The 16,903-nt window shown below is 48.4% G+C and carries 16 protein-coding genes, 4 pseudogenes and 1 riboswitch; of the genes and pseudogenes, 15 read left to right on the plus strand and 5 right to left on the minus strand.

The window, feature by feature from the left end; translation table 11 throughout:
• The first annotated feature begins 549 nt into the window (after positions 1–549).
• The 3 genes from ACN4EK_RS26035 (at position 550) to ACN4EK_RS26045 (ending at position 1,773) form a co-directional block, all read left to right on the plus strand.
• Entirely contained in the window at positions 550–1,113 is a 564-nt protein-coding gene (locus ACN4EK_RS26035; protein ID WP_431661204.1) for a Crp/Fnr family transcriptional regulator, read from the plus strand.
• A 147-nt stretch (positions 1,114–1,260) separates the two neighbouring features.
• Entirely contained in the window at positions 1,261–1,470 is a 210-nt protein-coding gene (locus ACN4EK_RS26040; RefSeq protein ID WP_431661205.1) for a chlorophyll a/b-binding protein, read from the plus strand.
• A gap of 60 nt (positions 1,471–1,530) precedes the next feature.
• The gene (locus tag ACN4EK_RS26045) at positions 1,531–1,773 is read left to right on the plus strand and encodes a hypothetical protein (protein WP_431661207.1); all 243 of its coding nucleotides are present in this window, start codon (positions 1,531–1,533) and stop codon (positions 1,771–1,773) included.
• Positions 1,774–1,881: 108 nt separating this feature from the next.
• Here ACN4EK_RS26045 and ACN4EK_RS26050 read toward each other — a convergent pair whose 3' ends face one another.
• A complete protein-coding gene (locus tag ACN4EK_RS26050) occupies positions 1,882–2,487 on the minus strand; it encodes a formylmethanofuran dehydrogenase subunit E family protein (protein ID WP_431661208.1) in 606 nt (201 codons plus the stop codon).
• Positions 2,488–2,591: 104 nt separating this feature from the next.
• Between ACN4EK_RS26050 and ACN4EK_RS26055 the strand changes: the two genes are divergently transcribed.
• The gene (locus ACN4EK_RS26055) at positions 2,592–3,146 is read left to right on the plus strand and encodes a pentapeptide repeat-containing protein (protein WP_431661209.1); all 555 of its coding nucleotides are present in this window, start codon (positions 2,592–2,594) and stop codon (positions 3,144–3,146) included.
• A gap of 32 nt (positions 3,147–3,178) precedes the next feature.
• Here the strand turns inward: ACN4EK_RS26055 and ACN4EK_RS26060 are convergent, their stop codons facing one another.
• Positions 3,179–3,574 carry a hypothetical protein gene (locus tag ACN4EK_RS26060; RefSeq protein ID WP_431661211.1) on the minus strand — a complete coding sequence of 132 codons (396 nt, stop codon included), beginning with the start codon at positions 3,572–3,574 and terminating at the stop codon, positions 3,179–3,181.
• 421 nt (positions 3,575–3,995) lie between these two features.
• A riboswitch (cobalamin riboswitch) is annotated at positions 3,996–4,204 on the minus strand.
• 208 nt (positions 4,205–4,412) lie between these two features.
• Here ACN4EK_RS26060 and ACN4EK_RS26065 point away from each other — a divergent pair.
• The 4 genes and pseudogenes from ACN4EK_RS26065 to ACN4EK_RS26080 all read left to right on the plus strand — a co-directional run.
• Positions 4,413–4,862: a SufE family protein gene (locus ACN4EK_RS26065; RefSeq protein WP_431661213.1), complete on the plus strand. Its 450-nt coding sequence runs from the start codon at positions 4,413–4,415 to the stop codon at positions 4,860–4,862.
• 9 nt (positions 4,863–4,871) lie between these two features.
• Positions 4,872–5,918, plus strand: a complete 1,047-nt coding sequence (locus ACN4EK_RS26070; protein ID WP_431661214.1) for a CobW family GTP-binding protein — start codon at positions 4,872–4,874, stop codon at positions 5,916–5,918.
• Between the two features lie 15 nt (positions 5,919–5,933).
• Positions 5,934–7,016, plus strand: coding sequence for a CobW family GTP-binding protein (locus tag ACN4EK_RS26075; protein WP_431661215.1), 1,083 nt, complete (start codon positions 5,934–5,936; stop codon positions 7,014–7,016).
• Positions 7,017–7,241: 225 nt separating this feature from the next.
• Positions 7,242–7,415, plus strand: a pseudogene (locus ACN4EK_RS26080) (GTP cyclohydrolase I); the annotation flags it as partial.
• Between the two features lie 777 nt (positions 7,416–8,192).
• Here ACN4EK_RS26080 and ACN4EK_RS26085 read toward each other — a convergent pair.
• Positions 8,193–9,320, minus strand: coding sequence for a precorrin-8X methylmutase (locus ACN4EK_RS26085; RefSeq protein ID WP_431661216.1), 1,128 nt, complete (start codon positions 9,318–9,320; stop codon positions 8,193–8,195).
• Positions 9,321–9,403: 83 nt separating this feature from the next.
• Between ACN4EK_RS26085 and ACN4EK_RS26090 the strand changes: the two genes are divergently transcribed.
• Positions 9,404–9,625 carry a hypothetical protein gene (locus ACN4EK_RS26090; protein WP_431661217.1) on the plus strand — a complete coding sequence of 74 codons (222 nt, stop codon included), beginning with the start codon at positions 9,404–9,406 and terminating at the stop codon, positions 9,623–9,625.
• Positions 9,595–9,807, plus strand: a complete 213-nt coding sequence (locus ACN4EK_RS26095) for a hypothetical protein (RefSeq protein ID WP_431661218.1) — start codon at positions 9,595–9,597, stop codon at positions 9,805–9,807. The genes ACN4EK_RS26090 and ACN4EK_RS26095 overlap by 31 nt, the downstream gene beginning before the upstream one ends.
• Positions 9,808–9,887: 80 nt before the next feature.
• Here ACN4EK_RS26095 and ACN4EK_RS26100 read toward each other — a convergent pair whose 3' ends face one another.
• Positions 9,888–10,361 (minus strand): DoxX family protein, encoded by a 474-nt coding sequence (locus ACN4EK_RS26100; protein ID WP_431661219.1) that lies wholly within the window; start codon positions 10,359–10,361, stop codon positions 9,888–9,890.
• A gap of 178 nt (positions 10,362–10,539) precedes the next feature.
• Positions 10,540–10,722: pseudogene (locus ACN4EK_RS26105) on the minus strand (IS1 family transposase); the annotation flags it as partial.
• Positions 10,723–10,727: 5 nt separating this feature from the next.
• On the opposite strand from ACN4EK_RS26105, the pseudogene ACN4EK_RS26110 reads away from it, so the two are divergent.
• The 5 genes and pseudogenes from ACN4EK_RS26110 to ACN4EK_RS26130 form a co-directional block, all read left to right on the plus strand.
• A pseudogene (locus ACN4EK_RS26110) lies at positions 10,728–10,979 on the plus strand (IS701 family transposase); the annotation flags it as partial.
• Between the two features lie 29 nt (positions 10,980–11,008).
• Positions 11,009–11,167, plus strand: coding sequence for a hypothetical protein (locus ACN4EK_RS26115; RefSeq protein ID WP_431661220.1), 159 nt, complete (start codon positions 11,009–11,011; stop codon positions 11,165–11,167).
• A 223-nt stretch (positions 11,168–11,390) separates the two neighbouring features.
• Entirely contained in the window at positions 11,391–13,883 is a 2,493-nt protein-coding gene (locus ACN4EK_RS26120; protein ID WP_431661221.1) for a filamentous hemagglutinin N-terminal domain-containing protein, read from the plus strand.
• Positions 13,884–13,981: 98 nt separating this feature from the next.
• Positions 13,982–14,122 (plus strand): annotated as a pseudogene (locus ACN4EK_RS26125) (IS6 family transposase); the annotation flags it as partial.
• 390 nt (positions 14,123–14,512) lie between these two features.
• A complete protein-coding gene (locus ACN4EK_RS26130; RefSeq protein ID WP_431661222.1) occupies positions 14,513–16,894 on the plus strand; it encodes an NACHT domain-containing protein in 2,382 nt (793 codons plus the stop codon).
• Positions 16,895–16,903: the final 9 nt, after the last annotated feature.

Consider the following 16,903-nt stretch of genomic DNA (forward strand, 5'->3'; position numbering starts at 1 on the left):
AGATGTGTATAAGAGACAGACTCCCCACTCCCCACTCCCCAATATTCCTCGCCAGGAACGTCCTGAATGGCTCGAAAAGGAATTCTAGCCACAAGTCCACCACACCTGAATCCACCTGAAGCCTTATAGCGATAGGAATTCCTCATCTTTTTTTGTCTCTACCTTGACTTATTGCAAATATTTATCAAGAATGGAAGGACATACCTGACAACCCATAAGCTGTTAATACTGTCATCGTCCTGAGCACTATGGAGGTAATAAAAGTCCTATGAGTGATTGTCCTTGCTGTAATGGCAACCTTTTGCGTCACATCCGCAATTCTGGGATCTACTGGTTTTGCCCAACCTGCTGGCAAGAGATGCCTACCCTAGCTATTGAGACTATTAGGCAACAAAATCAGTCCTATCATTCCAGGAAAGTGAGATCGAATCCTCCCAGCCCAATCTAAATACAGGCCAGTTGTCTTTTCCGCCTCACGACCCTGAAATATCAGCGTAGTTGGGCAAGGGTCGATGGGTTCTCCTCCTAACCCCTCTCTTAACAGAACCAATGGCAAATTCTAATTTAGTGCTGGCAAAGCCAGAGGGTTTAATACTTCGGTTGTTTAAACGGCGGGAGTATTTGCCTGCCCATCGCAACCAGCTTTGGCAAATTGAATCTGGCGCAGTGCGTACCTACACCCTGACTGATGATGGTACGGTTATTGCGCTTGGTTTCTGGGGTGAAGGAGATGTCATTGGGCAATCTCTGACCAGAATTCAACCGTATGAGATGGAATGCTTAACAGATGTTCAGGCGCGGGTTCTGCATTTGAATGAATGCGATCAGTTAAATCAAATCTTATTTTCCCATCTCCACCAAACTCAAGAGTTGCTGCGAGTTCGTAGCGGACAGATTCATCATCGGTTCTGGCAACTATTAGATTGGCTGGCTAATAAGTTTGGTCATGAGTCAGAGCAGGGACACCTGATTAAACTTCGACTCACCCATCAGGATTTTGCTGACACCCTGGGGACTACCCGTGTCACCGTGACCCGCCTGCTCGGTCAATTTGAGCGGGAAGGTCGGATTAGCTGGGTTAAGCAGCAGTTGCTCCTGATTCGAGATTCTTAGCTGTATTGGTACTCAGAAGCATTTTTACGGTTAGCCGACTTTCCGGTTCAGATTATACGAAAAGATTCTTATGTCAAGATTATTGCAATATTTATTTACATTAAGCTATACTTTGTTACATAAGGTTAAGCAAAAGGAAACAGCATCATGGTTCGTGGACAGGTGATGGAAGAGGGTGGACGTGCCAATGTTTATGCGGTTGAACCCAAGATGTATGTGGATGACACCCAAAAGTTTGGCTTTAACGAATATGCGGAAAAGCTGAATGGACGGCTGGCAATGATTGGCTTTGTGTCTGCCCTGATCCTGGAAGTGGTAACTGGACACGGTGTAATTGGTTGGCTGACAGGGCTGTAGGCTTTTCCCTCTAGGTAAGTTTTAGATCAGTAAACGTCATCTATTTTGGAGATAACTCTCATGAAAACTGACTTCGATTTTCCCAACAAGTATCTGATCGGTCCAGTTGTATTCAGACCTGGCTTTAACGCTCAGTCTGAAGTCATCAGTGCAAACCAGGCATGGTCACTGTTTTTCACTGCTGGCAAAGAAGATAAAGTGCTTGGCTTTAATGCGGAGGCAGGTCGCTTTTTCACAAATTTACTGCTGGCTGTGGGTGCAGCAGGAGTTCTATGGGTAGCGTTGTTTAATAGCGTTGGGTAGGTGGTTTGTCATTCCTGCTACGCATCTCAAAACTTCCCTGAAGTCCCAGTTGGTTCGCCTGCTGGGGCTTCAATCTTGGCTAAATATATCGTTGATTTGAACAGCGAATCAGGGGATGGCTTCTACCGAGAATAGCGACTCTTCGGAAGCATTCATTACGGCATCGTAGCGTTGTCGTCCAGTGGTGTCCTGGTTCCAGACATCCAATTGCGTTCTGGTAGTTGCTGGAATGGTGTAGCGGAGCATCTTTCCAGTTTTGCGATCGCGAATCTCAGCAACGCCAAAAGTTCCCTCTGGGCTGGTAGTCGTAGCAACTTGCAACAAGTTTTGTCCAGGGGTTGAAGTGGTGGCAATCATGATGCCATCTGCAACACAAGGGCATGGTGCGATCGTCCCACTGTAGTAGGTGACATCCAGTGTGCGGGGGGCTGCATTTAATCGTTGCATAGCATCCAAACCGATACGAATGCCCAAGGCAATGTAGGAGCCAAAGCCTCCATGCACTCGCCGTCCTAGTTCTACCCATTGATCGGGTGTTTCGGTCGGACGAGTTGGCTGAAGCGCAAGTTGTTGATGGTCATTTAATGAAGCGAATTTGTCCTGGGCGGAATCGCGCAGCATACCATTTGTAGCAGTAGCGGTCAGGCTTCCGTCAAATCCCGAAATCCCACACAGTATGGCGACCCAACCCAGAATATGTATGCTCTTAATCATTTTATAATCCTCAAATGCCCCTTGCCGGGATAGTCAAGCCGGATGCGGTCTGTTAAATTATGCCGAAGTGCAAAACTGCAAGCAATCGGGTTAAACTATCCTACATGAGAGCAGACGAGCTTTTAGAACGCTATCGACGGGGCGATCGTGACTTTCGAGGAGTCAATCTACGTGGTATTTATCTCAGAGATGTCCGGATGCGGGATGTTGATTTAAACTGCGCCGATTTGCGTGGTGCATCTCTGATGAGCGTTGATTTCAGTGGTGCAAATCTGCATCGAGCGGATTTAAGTGGCGCATTCTTAATTCGCTCTAATCTCAGTTCTGTTAACTTCACGCAAGCAAATTTGACAAAGGCATTTTTGATTCTGGCAAATTTACACCAAAGTTGTTTAACCGAGGCAAATTTAAGTCATACCAATTTGACGAAAGCGGATTTATCTGAGGTGACTGGGTTTGCCGAAGCCATCCTGGAGAAGACTATTTTAACGGGAGCTTTGCTGCCATCGCAAAAGGTGGGGCATGAACCATCGCGTTATTTGCAAATCTGGAAAGATTGGCAATTAAAATTCCCGACGTTTCAGCTTCGACCTGGATCAGATTTATTGGATTTACTACCCTTTTCAACCGTTGTAGTCCATCGCCAGAAAGTTCGTTAAAACAATCACAAAAAGAAATTTTCCATACAACGCTAAACTGGCTGAGCATTGGTACTCTTCTGGAGTGCAGAGAAAACTGGTTCTGAATTCAGCGATCGCCCAATAAAGACCAATCGAGTTTGATGCGGTTCATTGGGTTGCCAGGGGCGATCGTAAAAGGTATCAATTAAAGTTGCTTCCAGGTTGAGAAACTGCAAGTAGGCTGAAATGTTGGGGAGAGGAACAAACTGGAGTGGGTATTCCACGATGTCGCTATTCCAATCCACAGACTTAGCATCGACGAGCACCACATGGCATACCACGATGCCTCGTCCTTGAGTGATAAATCCTTGCCATGCGGCGTGTCCCAGTGGCAAAAGGTTTTCTCGAATGAATAGATTTTTCCAGTAGCCGAAACAGCCCTGCCAGGTGCTATCTTGAGGTCGCATGGTTCTCCTCCCGCACTGGCTGTAAGGCTTCTACTGCTCTTTTGACTTCACAATTTTTACCAACGTGGGAATATCCCGTCATTGCAGTTTGAATGGTTTGTACGAACATGGTTGTAGCGTCTTAACACTGAAAATAGTTGCAAAAATCTGTTTCACTTCTGCCGTAAACAAGCAGAATGAAGCGATCGCGGGCAACCCAAATATCTGCCTAGCAGGATTCAACAATCCCGGAACAACAGCCATGTAAGCCACATATTGGAATGTGGCTTCAACCAATCAATGCCTGAGCAGGGGTACTTTTCTACAAATCGGCAACTTCAAATGAAGACGCTACAAATTCAACTTAAGAAAAATTGCCCTAAGCCCAGTAAATGATTTGAAAGCTAAGATAGCCATCATCTGTACCTCGCAGATGATTATGTAACGGGTTGACAACTCGGCGGGCATTCTGACTCACACAATTTTGGACTTTGGATTTTGGCCTGAGGTCGCAATACACCCCCATCAAAAATCTAAAATCGGCAATCTAAAATCGGCTCACAGTTGCGGGACAGCGCCGGATTTGCACCGGACTTTCCCCCTTGCGTCTGATGGCTGCTCCCCATCAGAACCGAATAAGTAACTGAACAATAACACAATCAGGGTATTATGACACATTCTGAATTTCGGGTTTAGCTAAATCAGCACACTGCTATGAGCAGTGCGCCTCAGTACCACATAGGAAGTAGATCAACCGCAGGGGTGGTATCGCTTGCGAAGAACTGCTTCAGTTTTTCACCCACTTCCTATATAATGAGAATGATTATCATTTTTATAGATAGCTTGCTACTAGAACAGTATGTCGCCCGTCTCCCAACCCTTGCCTGCCTCCCTTGAGCGGATTGTCCAGCGGTTCCAACAGATTTCGGAACCGAAGCGGCGCTATGAGTACTTGCTTTGCTTTGCCAATTGCCTGCCGCCATTTCCCGATGAGCAAAAGGTGGCAGACCATAAAGTTTCTGGCTGTGTTTCTCAAGTGTATGTGACTGCCAGTTTGCAGCAGGGCAAGGTGATCTTTCAGGGCGATTCCGACTCTCAACTAACCAAGGGATTAGTGGGGCTGTTGGTTGAAGGATTGAACGGGTTGGCCCCCGCAGAAATTATCCAGTTAAAGCCCGATTTCATTCAACAAACCGGGCTGGATGTCAGCCTGACTCCGTCTCGTGCCAATGGTTTTTACAATATTTTTCAAACCATGCAACAGAAAGCGCTGGTCTATCATCTGGCTGCGACTTACTTGCGAACTTAAGGAGGCATTATGTCCAATTCAGTGATGCAAGTTTATCCAGAATCGGTGAGCGTTCCTCAGCGCATCACACCCGTTACCATCATCACAGGCTTTTTGGGCAGTGGCAAAACCACGCTGCTCAATCATATTCTGAACAATCGCCAAGGCTTAAAAATTGCTGTAATTGTGAATGAGTTTGGTGACATTGATATTGACTCGCAACTGTTAGTTTCTGTGGATGAAAACATGGTGCAACTGGGCAATGGCTGTATTTGTTGTACCATCAATCAAAGCCTGGTTGATACTGTGTATGAAATGGTCGATCGCCATGACTCAGTTGATTACATTGTGGTTGAAACGACTGGCATTGCTGACCCCTTGCCGATCATGTTGAGCTTTGTCAGTACAGAGTTGCGGGATGTCACGCGGCTAGATTCAGTGCTGACAGTTGTGGATGCTGAATCCTTTACCTCCACTCATTACGAGAGTGAAGCCGCACTCAACCAACTTATCTTTGGAGACATTATTCTGGTGAACAAGACCGATCTGGTTTCTCCTCAAATCGTGAATGGATTGGAAGATTATATTCGCTCGATCAAATCAGGCGCTCGTATCATCTCGGTTCAATATGGAGAGGTGCCACTGCCGTTAATTTTGGATATTGGATTTAATGATACCAGTACCTACCTCAACTCATCCCAGCCAATTCATGAGCATCATGACCATAAACATTCTCATCATCTAGAAAATGATGGGTTTGTAGCGGTGTCATTTGAAAGCGAATCGCTTCCAGAGCAACTGCGCCAGCGCCCCTTCGACTTACCCAAATTCCAAAACTTTCTGGATCATCTGTCTCCTGATGTTTACCGCGCCAAGGGAATTGTCTGGTTCCAGGGCAGCCAACTGCGCCATATTTTGCAACTGAGTGGTAAGCGATGTGATATGAAAAGCGTTCATGCAATGTCTCTGAAAGAGAATCGATCGCAGTCACCAAAGCATAATCAGTTAGTGTTCATCGGGCGAAACTTAAATGCTGAATTAATTAAAGCACAGTTAGTTGAACGCATTGCGATTTAATTTGAGGAATTGGATATGACCAACACAACAACTCTTCCCACTCCCAGCACCCTGGACATTCCCAAACGAGGAATGCCTGTCACGATTATCACGGGATTTCTCGGCAGTGGTAAAACCACATTACTCAACCACATTTTGAACAATCGCCAGGATCTAAAAGTTGCGATCTTGGTGAATGAATTTGGTGATATTAACATCGACAGTCAGTTACTGGTGTCAATGGATGAAGACATGGTGGAACTAAGTAATGGCTGTATTTGCTGCACCATCAATGATGGCTTGGTGGATGCGGTATATAACGTGCTGGAGCGGGACGATCGGGTCGATTACATGGTGATTGAAACGACGGGTGTTGCCGATCCACTGCCGATTATTTTGACCTTTCTGGGAACGGAACTGCGTGACTTAACTCGGCTCGATTCGATCGTCACCGTTGTCGATTCTGAAACCTTTACCCCCGATCACTTCGACAGCGAAGCCGCACTGAAACAAATCGCTTATGGAGATGTCACGATTTTGAACAAAACGGATCTGACATTACCGGAGAAAGTGCAGGAGTTAGAAGCTTACATCAATACGGTCAAAGCAAGTGCCAGAATTCTTCATAGCCAGCATGGAAAGGTGCCACTGCCGTTGATATTGGACGTAGGATATAACAACCCAGAAGCCTATGCCGATCTCGTTCAAGAAGAGATTGAGCAAACTCAGCACGATCACGATCATCATTCGCATGATCATCACCATTCGCATGGTCATCATGAAGATCACACCCAGCATCCTCATGAACACCATCATCACCATTCCGATCATCTGGACAACGATGGGTTTGTGTCGATCGCCTTTGAAAGCGATCGACCCTTTGACGTGAAAAAGTTTGAACTATTCTTGCAAGAACAATTGCCCAAAGAGGTATTCCGAGCCAAAGGTATCCTCTGGTTCGCAGAAAGTGATCTCCGCAATGTCTTTCAACTGAGTGGTCCTCGATTCGACTTGCAAGGAGAAGAATGGCGGACTCCGCCGAAAACTCAGATGGTCTTGATCGGGCGCAACCTGAATGCAGACGAACTGCGACAACAGTTAACCGCCTGCCTTGCCTGATCCCAAGTCTTTCAGTAGTGCAGTTGTCTGCTGGAGGGAGGGGTATTGCGTGTCTTACCCCTCATCCTTACGACTAATGTTCCTAACTCAATTTCACTCATGACACTATCCTTTTCTCCTGACGATATCCGTAAGCAAGCGGTGATCACAGAATCAAAGCCAGCCGTTTCTGAAGCAGAGATGCAGCAAGCGGTTCGCACACTCCTGTTAGGCATGGGTGAAGACCCGCAGGGTGTTGCCGTTGTGGTGGAAGCTACCCACATGTGTATGGTGATGCGGGGTGTACAAAAGCCCGGTTCCTGGACAGTGACTAGTTCCATGCAGGGTGTGTTTGCCGACGATGCCAGAACCCGTCAGGAATTTATGGATCTAATTCGTCATAGTCCATCTTTTCATTAAGTCGTAAATGGGGAAGTGGAGAATGGGGTTAAATACCTTGATTTCTGCAACTTTCTATTCCTTACTCCCCACTCCCTACTCCCCACTTCCCACTCCCTACTCCCTTTTCCAGCCTCTATGTCTGATTTCTCAACCACTGACACCAAACTTCCTGTTACTATCATCACTGGCTTTTTAGGTAGTGGTAAAACAACATAGCAATGGAATCACCAATGGGGCAAGATTTTAGTTTGGGTTGGTCCCCTCAGTTGGCTTGTGATCGCCATTTATGTACTGCTCCGAAATCAGGTGATGTGGGGGTGGACTGGCTGCACTGTACATCACGATGCCAATCAGCTTAGTGATTCATACAGTCGCCCCTCTTGCACTGATAATTTTGGTCTTTTACCGTCTCCGTCACCGTCAGCCCATTGGCAAAATGATTCTCGGAGAAATCGCTCCATACTACATGTTTTTTGATGACAATTTTATGAACAAAGGCTAAATTGGGTGACTAAGTACTGGCAAAAAAACCATGAGCTTGACCAAACTTACCCTTTTTTCATATCCTATCGTTCTTGCTGCTTTGGTACTGGTTAGCAGTCCTGCTGAAGCCAGTACACCTGTTAGCTTCTTGCAATCAACCTCGGTAGAGCCTACAACTGACCATCACACTATTTCTGTTGCTGTCGCATCTCCCTCCGATCGCCCTTTGCTTCCGACGGGATGTGCCTGTGCCCGTTGCACTAAAGCCGAGGAACTTCTACAAGGGCAATTTCCTGTGTTCTAAGCAAATACTTAAGTTGTTAGATAGCAGTGGCAATTGGGCTTGGTAATCAGCGATTCCGCTAAAGCATTCAGTGCTGTCGCTGCCAGTAGCCCGCCACCCAATGCCCCCTCGATCGTGATGAAGGGCAAGCCCGATCGCATCAGTTGGCGTTTGGCGATCGGGGCATGACTGAACCCGATCGGCATCCCAATCACCAGAGCAGGCTGAATGGCTTGTTGCTGAATTGCCTGACATACCGCTAGCAAAATGGAGGGGGCATAGCCGATCAGCAGAATGCATCCATCAGGACAGTTACTCAATGGCTCCTGCCAGTCCTGATACTGCCAAAAGGCTTGCTCTGCATCGGGTGCCGTCGTGACATGAGGATCATCGATCAGGGTAGTCACCTCACAGCCCAGATGCCGCAAGCGGGTGTGATCCAACGCTGCTGCCACCATTGGCACATCCGTCACCACCGAACACCCTGCTTTGAGGGCCTCTCGGCTGGCAGCGATCGCTCCTTTCCCGACCCGGACAAACGGCACCAGACTCACATCTCCACACGCCAGCACCAACTGGGAGAGCAGATCCACCTCAATTTCAGAGCGAGTCTCCTGTGGAGACGTTCCACGAACACCCAGGTCAGGCAACAACCATTGCAGCGATTCTTGAAAGGATTCAGGGTGAGCATGAACGTTGGCATCCAGTTCATCCCACAATTCCTCAAAACCGTTCAACTGCATTTGAGTCTGCACCTCTAGCTGTTTCAAGCGTGCCAGGACTTCCGCCTGCGTTGCCTGACAGGATCGATCGCGCCCCAGCAATCGTTCCAGGGCAGATGCCGTGTGTCGGAGTTGAGCGATTTGCCCGACCACCGCTTGATACTGCTGCTGTAGCTGAGATAGCAGCGACTCTGGGACATCATGACTGGCATCCGTCTCCAGTAATTTTTGGATATGAGCCAGTTGAAATCCTTGCTGCTTTAAGGCAACAATCCGCTTCAGGCGTTGCACATCCGATTCGCTATAGAGCCGATAGTTTCCGGGCGATCGCGCAGGTTGCGGCAGCAATCCTAACTGATGGTAGTGCCGCACCATCCGAGGGGTAATCCTGCCCCCAACGGCATCGGTTAATTCTTTGATCGTCAGTGCTGTCATTTCCACCCGAAAAGAGCCTACAACCTTAACATTAACATTAATGTCAAGGTTTAGCCTGAGAGCAGGTGTTCTTGATTCTGCCCATGCTCCACCTTACTCGTCTGACTCGCGTTGCCACCGACCATCCGGATGCTCTGGCAGTATTGCTTTGTGGATTTCTAGTGCTGCTGGGTTGGAGTGCCTTGCAGTTCAACTGGCTGGGGTTGGCATTGTTCCTCCTACCTGCTGCCTATGTCATTGGCGGGTTTGACAGTGCCCGTGAAGGACTTATACTTTGGAAGTGCTGGCGATCGCCCACTGGGTGATGCAAGCAGATCCGCAGGCAGCGGCAAATGCAGAGCAAGCGATTCCTTCGGAGGGCTTCGCCAACGCTGCGGTTGAAGTGTGGCGACTAGGGCAACGAAAATCCTTTAAGCCACAACACATCAAGCAAGCGTGGCAGCGATTGCACGAGCAACAATGGCTCCTGACAGCGGAGCCTGTCTGAAGAACATCGCTCTTGGTTGCCTGATTCGGAAATACAGCTTCGATCCAATCCACTGCCGATACTAATTCCCATTGACTACCTTACGGAGATGTGGATCTCCCCAACCAACGTGCGATCGCCGTGTCGAGGGAGAATAACCCACCCCCATTGGTCAAGAAAAAGCTAAACCACAGGGCATACAGGGAAGCCGTTTCTAACGGAGGAACATGCCAGCCGTCTTTCTTGAGATGAAAGAATACCGCAATCAGCATGGTAAATAGCAGGATCAAGGCGTTGAGCCGAGTGAATAATCCAACAGCCAGCAGAATCGAACTCACAATTTCAGCGTAGGCAGCACAATAGGTGAAGAACACTGGGTAGGGCAAGCCAATAAAGCTTACAACTCCGTCTGCAAATCCCTGCACGTCTGCCAGTTTGCTAAATCCGTTGTGGATCATCAGTAAGCCGACCGCCACTCGACAGATTACCCAAACAACCTGGGCAGGGCGGTTCTCGATCGCAGTAGATTGCAGAGTGACACTGAGTAAAGTTGATTTCGGTTGAATTGCAGTCATTACTCGAAAGGCTTCCAGTGAGGTTTTATTGATTTTCACCCATACTGCCTAGCTGATGCTATTGTCCCAAGGATCTTAGCGATCGTTCACAGTGGGAAAGAACAGGTAACGACAGATGCAGGATGAGCAATCCCACAGTCAAATGCGGGTAATGTTCTAGACATGGGGATTAATGGGATCAAACCGCCCGTCCAAATTCATAGCGGTTGAGGAACAGCCCAATCACAATATCATGCATCCATTCGGACTTGGAGAAGCAGATCGTCTTGCGCGCTATAGAACTTCGCTCCGCCAAAGGTGTACGCTTAATGCGGGTGCGTAAGGTCAAGTGTTTATGCTCGATTTTTTGCGTATTCTGTTTGACCTTGTCCCCTGACTTATCAGCAGTTTGCTCAGCATCCCTAGTGGGACAATCAAAGTGGCTGGAAAAATCTGCTCAACAACCTGCGCTTAATCATTCAACCGCTGATTTGTTTTAACTGGCTCAAACGGTGGTTAGAACTGTTTCCCATGACCGGTCTGCAAACAGGGTTCGAGCAACGGACGGACAAAATGAACGAGTTCGTCTGTCCGTTGATACATCGGCTGAGCCTACAATTGATATTTTCTTCTGCTTAGAGTGACTGAAGAAGGGTAAGAATCAGCACGTGGGGAAGGCAGGCAGCGAGAAGTACCGTGACTGGCGAGCCAGAATTCAACGACGGGAAGCGATCGCTGAACTGGAACCACAACTTTCTATGCTTCAAGAATTGATCGATCGCCAACTGGCTATGACTATTGAAATCCCAGAGATTCAAGATTGGTAATTGACGATAGGTTTAACATGTTGCAGCTAATCTACACCGTTCGACACACAGACATTTTGCCTTCGCCACGTTTAATCGCCTCGATGGTTTTGGTGCGCCGATCTTAACTGTAGGAAGCAGGCATGGGCATGGCTAAACACGAATCTATCCCTGCTCTACCGTCCTAACGCCATCCTGTAACATTATAATTGACTCTAGCAAAAGTTTTTTGGGTGAACTGCCAATGAGGAAAGTCGCGCTCTCCAGCGGGATAACGATATTGGGCTGGATGGCAGGGATGGCAGGAACCATCGCCCAGATTGCACCGGATGGCACCTTACCTACAGTGGTGAACAGTCCCAATAATTTGGACTTTACAATTGATGGGGGAGCGCGATCGGGCGGTAATTTATACCACAGCTTCAGTCAATTCTCCGTGCCCACAGGCGGTTCCGCGTCCTTCAACAATGGCCTAGATGTGCAAAACATCTTTGCCCGAGTTACAAGCGGCAGTCCTTCAACCATTGATGGCTTAATTCGAACTAACAGCACCGCCAGTCTCTACTTGCTCAACCCCAACGGCATTCTGTTTGGGCCCAATGCCCGCTTGAATATCGGTGGTTCCTTTGTCGCCAGTACCGCCAATAGTGTTCTCTTTGCTGACGGTGGGCAATTTAGTGCGACGAATACCACCAGCGCCCCCCTCTTGACCGTCAATGTGCCGATTGGCTTGCAGATGGGCAGCAATCCAGGAGCAATTACGGTACAAGGATCTGGCAATCAGTTAATAGATGTTACTGGCTTTGGTCAGGTCAGTGCTATCAATAGCCCCCTTGGACTACAGGCTGGAGTCAATCGAACATTGGCGTTTATTGGTGGCGCGGTCAACTTTTCTGGGGGGGTCGCTTCCATCAATAGCAGCGGACACTTGGAAGTGGGCAGTGCCAAATCTGGAATTGTGGGACTGACTGCCACGCCTACAGGGTGGGTAGGAGATTACTCCACCGTGTCGCAATTTAACGATATTCGTCTGGCGCAAGACTCGATGCTGAACGCCAGTGGCAGTCATGGTTCCATCCAGATTCAAGGACACAACATCAGCCTGTCCGAGGGGTCAGCGGTGTTGCTCCAAAATCTAGTGGATTCCCAATCCTCTGGAGGAATCACGATCCATGCCAGAGGGGCCCTAACGTTGACTGGCAATACCGCCAATGGGCAAGTGGGAAGTTTGATCCAAAGTAACAGTTTGAGCACTGGGTCAGTCGGAGATATCACGGTTTCTGCCGCCAAGCTTTCTCTCCAGGATGGAGCCAGAATTGTCTCTAGAACCCGGACTCAAACGGCTGGTGCCAACATCCATCTGAATGTGAGCGATGCCACTGAGATCAGCGGCTTTACCCCCAGCAATCCAGCCGTATATACCGGGATCGTTACTTTTTCCGCTAGTGATGGTAATGGTGGAAACATCACAGTCAGCACAAAGAAGCTGAGTGTGCTGGACTCTAGCAACATTATTGCGGTGGCACTTAGATCTGGAAACACGGGCACGATCCAAGTGAATGCCACTGAACAAGTTGAAATCGCAGGTTACAACCCTCTAGCCTTTGCAGAAAGTTCACTGTCCACCTTTACTCAAGGTTCTGGTAATGCGAGTAATGCCATTATCAATACTGGTAGATTAATCGTTCGAGGAGGGGCCGCTTTAGGATCTTCTACCGTAGCCAGTGGTTCAGCGGGTAGTGTAGAAGTCAACGCTTCAGAGTTTATCGATGTCCAGGGACGGGTATTCCTGGGCGATGGGACGATCTCAACCTCTCGGATTTATTCAAACGCTGAGATCCTTAGTCCATCGACTCAAGCTGCATTTTTGCTACCGGCTATTCCCACTGGCAATGCAGGCTCTCTGATTATGAACACCCCATTGCTACGCATAACGGATGGAGCTGCTGTGAGTGTCAAAAATGATGGGCCAGGGTTAGCAGGCAATGTGCAGGTTAAAGGCAACTCACTAGTTCTCGATCGCCAAGGCAGCATTACCGCTGTAGCTCAATCCGGTGAAGGCGGCAACATCAACCTGCAACTGCGCGATCTCCTGTTGATGCGCCATGACAGCAAAATCACTGCCACCGCAGGAGGAACTGGTAATGGCGGTAATATCACCATCAATGCTCCCATCATTGCCGGGTTTGAAAACAGCGATATTATTGCTAATGCTGTACAGGGGCGGGGTGGTAACATTCAAATCACCACTCAAGGACTCCTTGGGCTGAAGTTTCGTCCGCAACTCACCCCGGAAAATGATATTACGGCGAGTTCTCAGTTTGGGGTGAGTGGCACTGTCAATATCAACACCATTGATGTCGATCCCATTTCCAGGATTAACGACCTCCCAGTGAACTTCACCGATTCCTCACAACAGATTGTCACGAGCTGCATGGATAAAGGCAGTCGCTTCGTCATGACGGGGCAAGGTGGCGTACCCGAAAACCCCACTCAGCAGGTGCAAGTGCGGAAAACATGGGCGGATGTGCGGGATCTATCAGGCTATCGAGGCAGCCCAGTCGCTTCATCGCCTGTGACCACCGCCCCACCACCCATCCTGCAGGCCAATGGGATGCACCGTAATGCCGATGGTTCCATCGAGTTAGTGGCGAGTCAGCTAGCTGCTGGAGCCGAGTCAACTGGGGCGATCGCCACGTGTAGTCAAGCCAGTACATCCCTTACCCCCTCCCCCTAAAAAATGGTAGAGGCTATTAAATGGCAAATAAAAGGTTGGGTCGCAAAAACTGGTTAGTGGTAAGGTAAGTCATCCCAAACACGGCTGTTCTCCTGGCTGTGTCTACGGCTTCTCCCTTCAAATGGCAACATTACTTGCCCGACATTATCTTGCTTAACGTCCGGTGGTACTGCCGTTATCCCTTAAGCTACCGAAGCTTGGAGAAGCTGATAGTCGAACAAGCGGTGGACGTAGACCACTGCCCTGAATTGCATTCCGGTTCCCTTTCTGGTTGGAGGGGCTGTGATCCAGGAGACAGCAGCAGCGCTCCTGAGCCGACCGGTATAGTTCACCCTACATAATTCTTGACATCGGTAGCTGACCTGTTTAAAAGAGGTTGCAAAATTCCGGGGCAATCTCTTTTCCATTGAAAAGGGAATGAGGGAGTTTATCACCCTGGCACAAACACAGCTTTAGTCAGAAAGTTGAGGACAGAATACGCCGTCAACATGTGATTTGTGATTTGAGTAGGCTATCTGACCGGCAGTTAAGCTGCCCACAGGGACAACTATCGTTTGTGCTCAAACATGTGTTGCTTGGTGCCCCAAAATTCTGTTTTTTAAACTTGAACATATAGTCGAGAGTCAGGGATGGCAAAGCGATCGCTCAAAGCGTCTGAAGCTGGTATTAAACGGGCAAAACAGGCATTCCGCCGGACTGGATGGACGCAGGAATATCTAGCCAGTGCAGTTGGGTTAGAAACACGCCAATCGATTTGGAAATTTTTTTCAGGCCGACCGATCGAACGTCATTTATTCATCGATATCTGCTTTCAGCTTGACCTGGATTGGGAAGAAATTGTTGCACCCCCCGATGAGGAGGAGGATGAACCCATCCCATCACAAAATGGGTGCAACTTAGATCAGGACTTCCAAGGAATGAGATCGCAGGTTCATGAGCTAATAGTAGCCCAATGTCGGTTATTACAAGTTAGCCTGGATACGGCCTATCCCTTAGCTGTGGAACAGGTTTATACCCAAACTCAGGTGTTGGTAACTCCTAATAGTCAGCGATGGCTAGAGGTTGCTAACCTGGCAGAAGTGGATCAGAGCAATCAATGGGACTTAGCGCCACCAGCTAATTGTTTAACTATTACAGATGTCCTCTCAACCTGTAATCAGCTAGTCATTTTGGGTAAACCCGGCTCTGGAAAAACCACACTTTTGCAACACTTAGCGATTCAGTGTGCAACTGGCAAATTTTATCCGGATTGTCTACCGATTTTCATCTCACTCCGAACCTATGCAACGGCTGCGCAGGCAAGAGCGGTTTACAATCTGGAAAAACACCTGGAGGAACAATGGAGTTCGATCGGGTTGACTCCGCCTCAAGTGACTTTACTGTTACAAACTGGCAAGGTCTTAGTCCTACTAGATGGGCTGGATGAAGTTTCTCAGCAGAACAATAGTGAGCTTTCTGATCAAATCCAAAAGTTTGCAGGAACCTATCCCAAAACCACGATTTTAATCACCTGTCGTCTAGCGGCTCAGGATTATCAGTTTCGTGGTTTTACCTATGTGGAGTTATCGGATTTTGACATGGGTCAAGTCGCGACGTTTGCCCGTAAATGGTTTATAGCCATGAGTCAGGGACACTCTCAAAACAGGGTTACCTATAGCGATTCAGAACGCATGACGGCAACAGAGGAACTCGGGATGGCAAAAGCAGAACAGTTTTTGCAACATCTCGAACGATCGGAGAATAGCTCAATCCGGGAAATGGTGACGACTCCGCTCCTGTTGCACCTGGCCTGTCTAGTATTTTATGAACGGGCGATGTTTCCGGCTAAACGGGCAAAGCTATATCAAGCAGGACTGGATATTTTGCTCGTGCGCTGGGATAAAGTCCGTGGTATTCAACGGGACCTTGGCAGTGGTTCGCTGTCTTTGCCTGAAACCATGAACCTGTTGAGTCAAATTGCGTCTACCTTGTTTAACCAGGGAAGAACTTATTTTGAAAAAAGTGAAGTCTTAGCCATCATTTCAGAGTTTTTACAGTCAAGGGCTACGGTAACTCTAGATCTAGAAGAGGTTTGGCTAACGAGTGAGACGGTATTGCGATCGATCGCGCTCCAATCCGGTTTATTAGTCGAGCGAGCCCGAGACATTTATGCATTTTCCCATTTAACGTTTCAGGAATACTTAACCGCTCGCAAGATGATGGCTCGCTGCCTCAACGAAGGGCTAGAGTCAGTGCATCAACTTGCCCAACATCTTACAGAACCTCGTTGGCGGGAAGTGATCTTACTGACCTTGAGCCTGCTGCCCCAGGCGGAGCCTCTACTCATGCACATGAGAGTCCAGATCAGTGCGCTGGTGGAAGCTGATAGCGGTCTGCAACAAGTGTTGCAATGGTGCAACCAGAAATCAGAAATGGTCTCTGATACCTACAAATCTGCGGCGGTGAGAGCATTTTACCTGACCCTGTGTTACAACCAGGATCTCAGTTTGGCGCTGGCACTGGATGAGTCGCTTGCCTTTGACCTTGAACCTGAGTTAGCAACCGATCTAGCGATCGCGCGCACCTATCAACATCTGCAACAAATGGGTGAGCAACCGGACTATGAGCAAATTCTCGAACTGTGCTTTTCCCTCGCCTTTGGTCGTCAGTTCCCTAATAACGTGCCGTTAAATCACGCCCTGGAACAGCTTCAGACCCAGTTGCCAAGCCTGGAAGCAAATGAACTGGCATGGCAGGAGTGGTGGAAAGCCCACCGAACAGATTGGCTGAGACAATTCCGCGACCAGGTGATGCGGCCTCAAAATATGGATTTTGGCTGGGATAGAACCCCATTACAGCAGCAAGAATTGTGGGAATACTATAAAGCAACCCAGTTCTTAGTGGATTGTTTGAATAGTGACTGTCACCTGGAACAATCTACGCGATCGCAGTTGGAAATGACGCTCTGTTTAGAGCCATTCCCGGCTGCCCCCTGTCCGCCTGTTGTCCGCTCCAACCTTCAATCTACTTAACTGAGGCTC

The organism is Pantanalinema rosaneae CENA516 (genome assembly GCF_050753385.1).
GTDB lineage: Bacteria > Cyanobacteriota > Cyanobacteriia > Leptolyngbyales > Leptolyngbyaceae > Pantanalinema > Pantanalinema rosaneae.

Excerpts from the sequence above, each read along its gene's own strand:
- ACN4EK_RS26035 (WP_431661204.1), top strand. The coding sequence starts at position 550 with ATGGCAAATTCTAATTTAGTGCTGGCAAAGCCAGAGGGTTTAATACTT.
- ACN4EK_RS26040 (WP_431661205.1), top strand. The coding sequence starts at position 1,261 with ATGGTTCGTGGACAGGTGATGGAAGAGGGTGGACGTGCCAATGTTTAT.
- ACN4EK_RS26075 (WP_431661215.1), top strand. The coding sequence starts at position 5,934 with ATGACCAACACAACAACTCTTCCCACTCCCAGCACCCTGGACATTCCC.
- ACN4EK_RS26050 (WP_431661208.1), bottom strand. The coding sequence starts at position 2,487 with ATGATTAAGAGCATACATATTCTGGGTTGGGTCGCCATACTGTGTGGG.
- ACN4EK_RS26060 (WP_431661211.1), bottom strand. The coding sequence starts at position 3,574 with ATGCGACCTCAAGATAGCACCTGGCAGGGCTGTTTCGGCTACTGGAAA.
- ACN4EK_RS26120 (WP_431661221.1), top strand. The coding sequence starts at position 11,391 with ATGAGGAAAGTCGCGCTCTCCAGCGGGATAACGATATTGGGCTGGATG.
- ACN4EK_RS26065 (WP_431661213.1), top strand. The coding sequence starts at position 4,413 with ATGTCGCCCGTCTCCCAACCCTTGCCTGCCTCCCTTGAGCGGATTGTC.
- ACN4EK_RS26045 (WP_431661207.1), top strand. The coding sequence starts at position 1,531 with ATGAAAACTGACTTCGATTTTCCCAACAAGTATCTGATCGGTCCAGTT.
- ACN4EK_RS26100 (WP_431661219.1), bottom strand. The coding sequence starts at position 10,361 with ATGACTGCAATTCAACCGAAATCAACTTTACTCAGTGTCACTCTGCAA.
- ACN4EK_RS26085 (WP_431661216.1), bottom strand. The coding sequence starts at position 9,320 with ATGACAGCACTGACGATCAAAGAATTAACCGATGCCGTTGGGGGCAGG.
- ACN4EK_RS26130 (WP_431661222.1), top strand. The coding sequence starts at position 14,513 with ATGGCAAAGCGATCGCTCAAAGCGTCTGAAGCTGGTATTAAACGGGCA.
- ACN4EK_RS26070 (WP_431661214.1), top strand. The coding sequence starts at position 4,872 with ATGTCCAATTCAGTGATGCAAGTTTATCCAGAATCGGTGAGCGTTCCT.
- ACN4EK_RS26055 (WP_431661209.1), top strand. The coding sequence starts at position 2,592 with ATGAGAGCAGACGAGCTTTTAGAACGCTATCGACGGGGCGATCGTGAC.
- ACN4EK_RS26090 (WP_431661217.1), top strand. The coding sequence starts at position 9,404 with ATGCTCCACCTTACTCGTCTGACTCGCGTTGCCACCGACCATCCGGAT.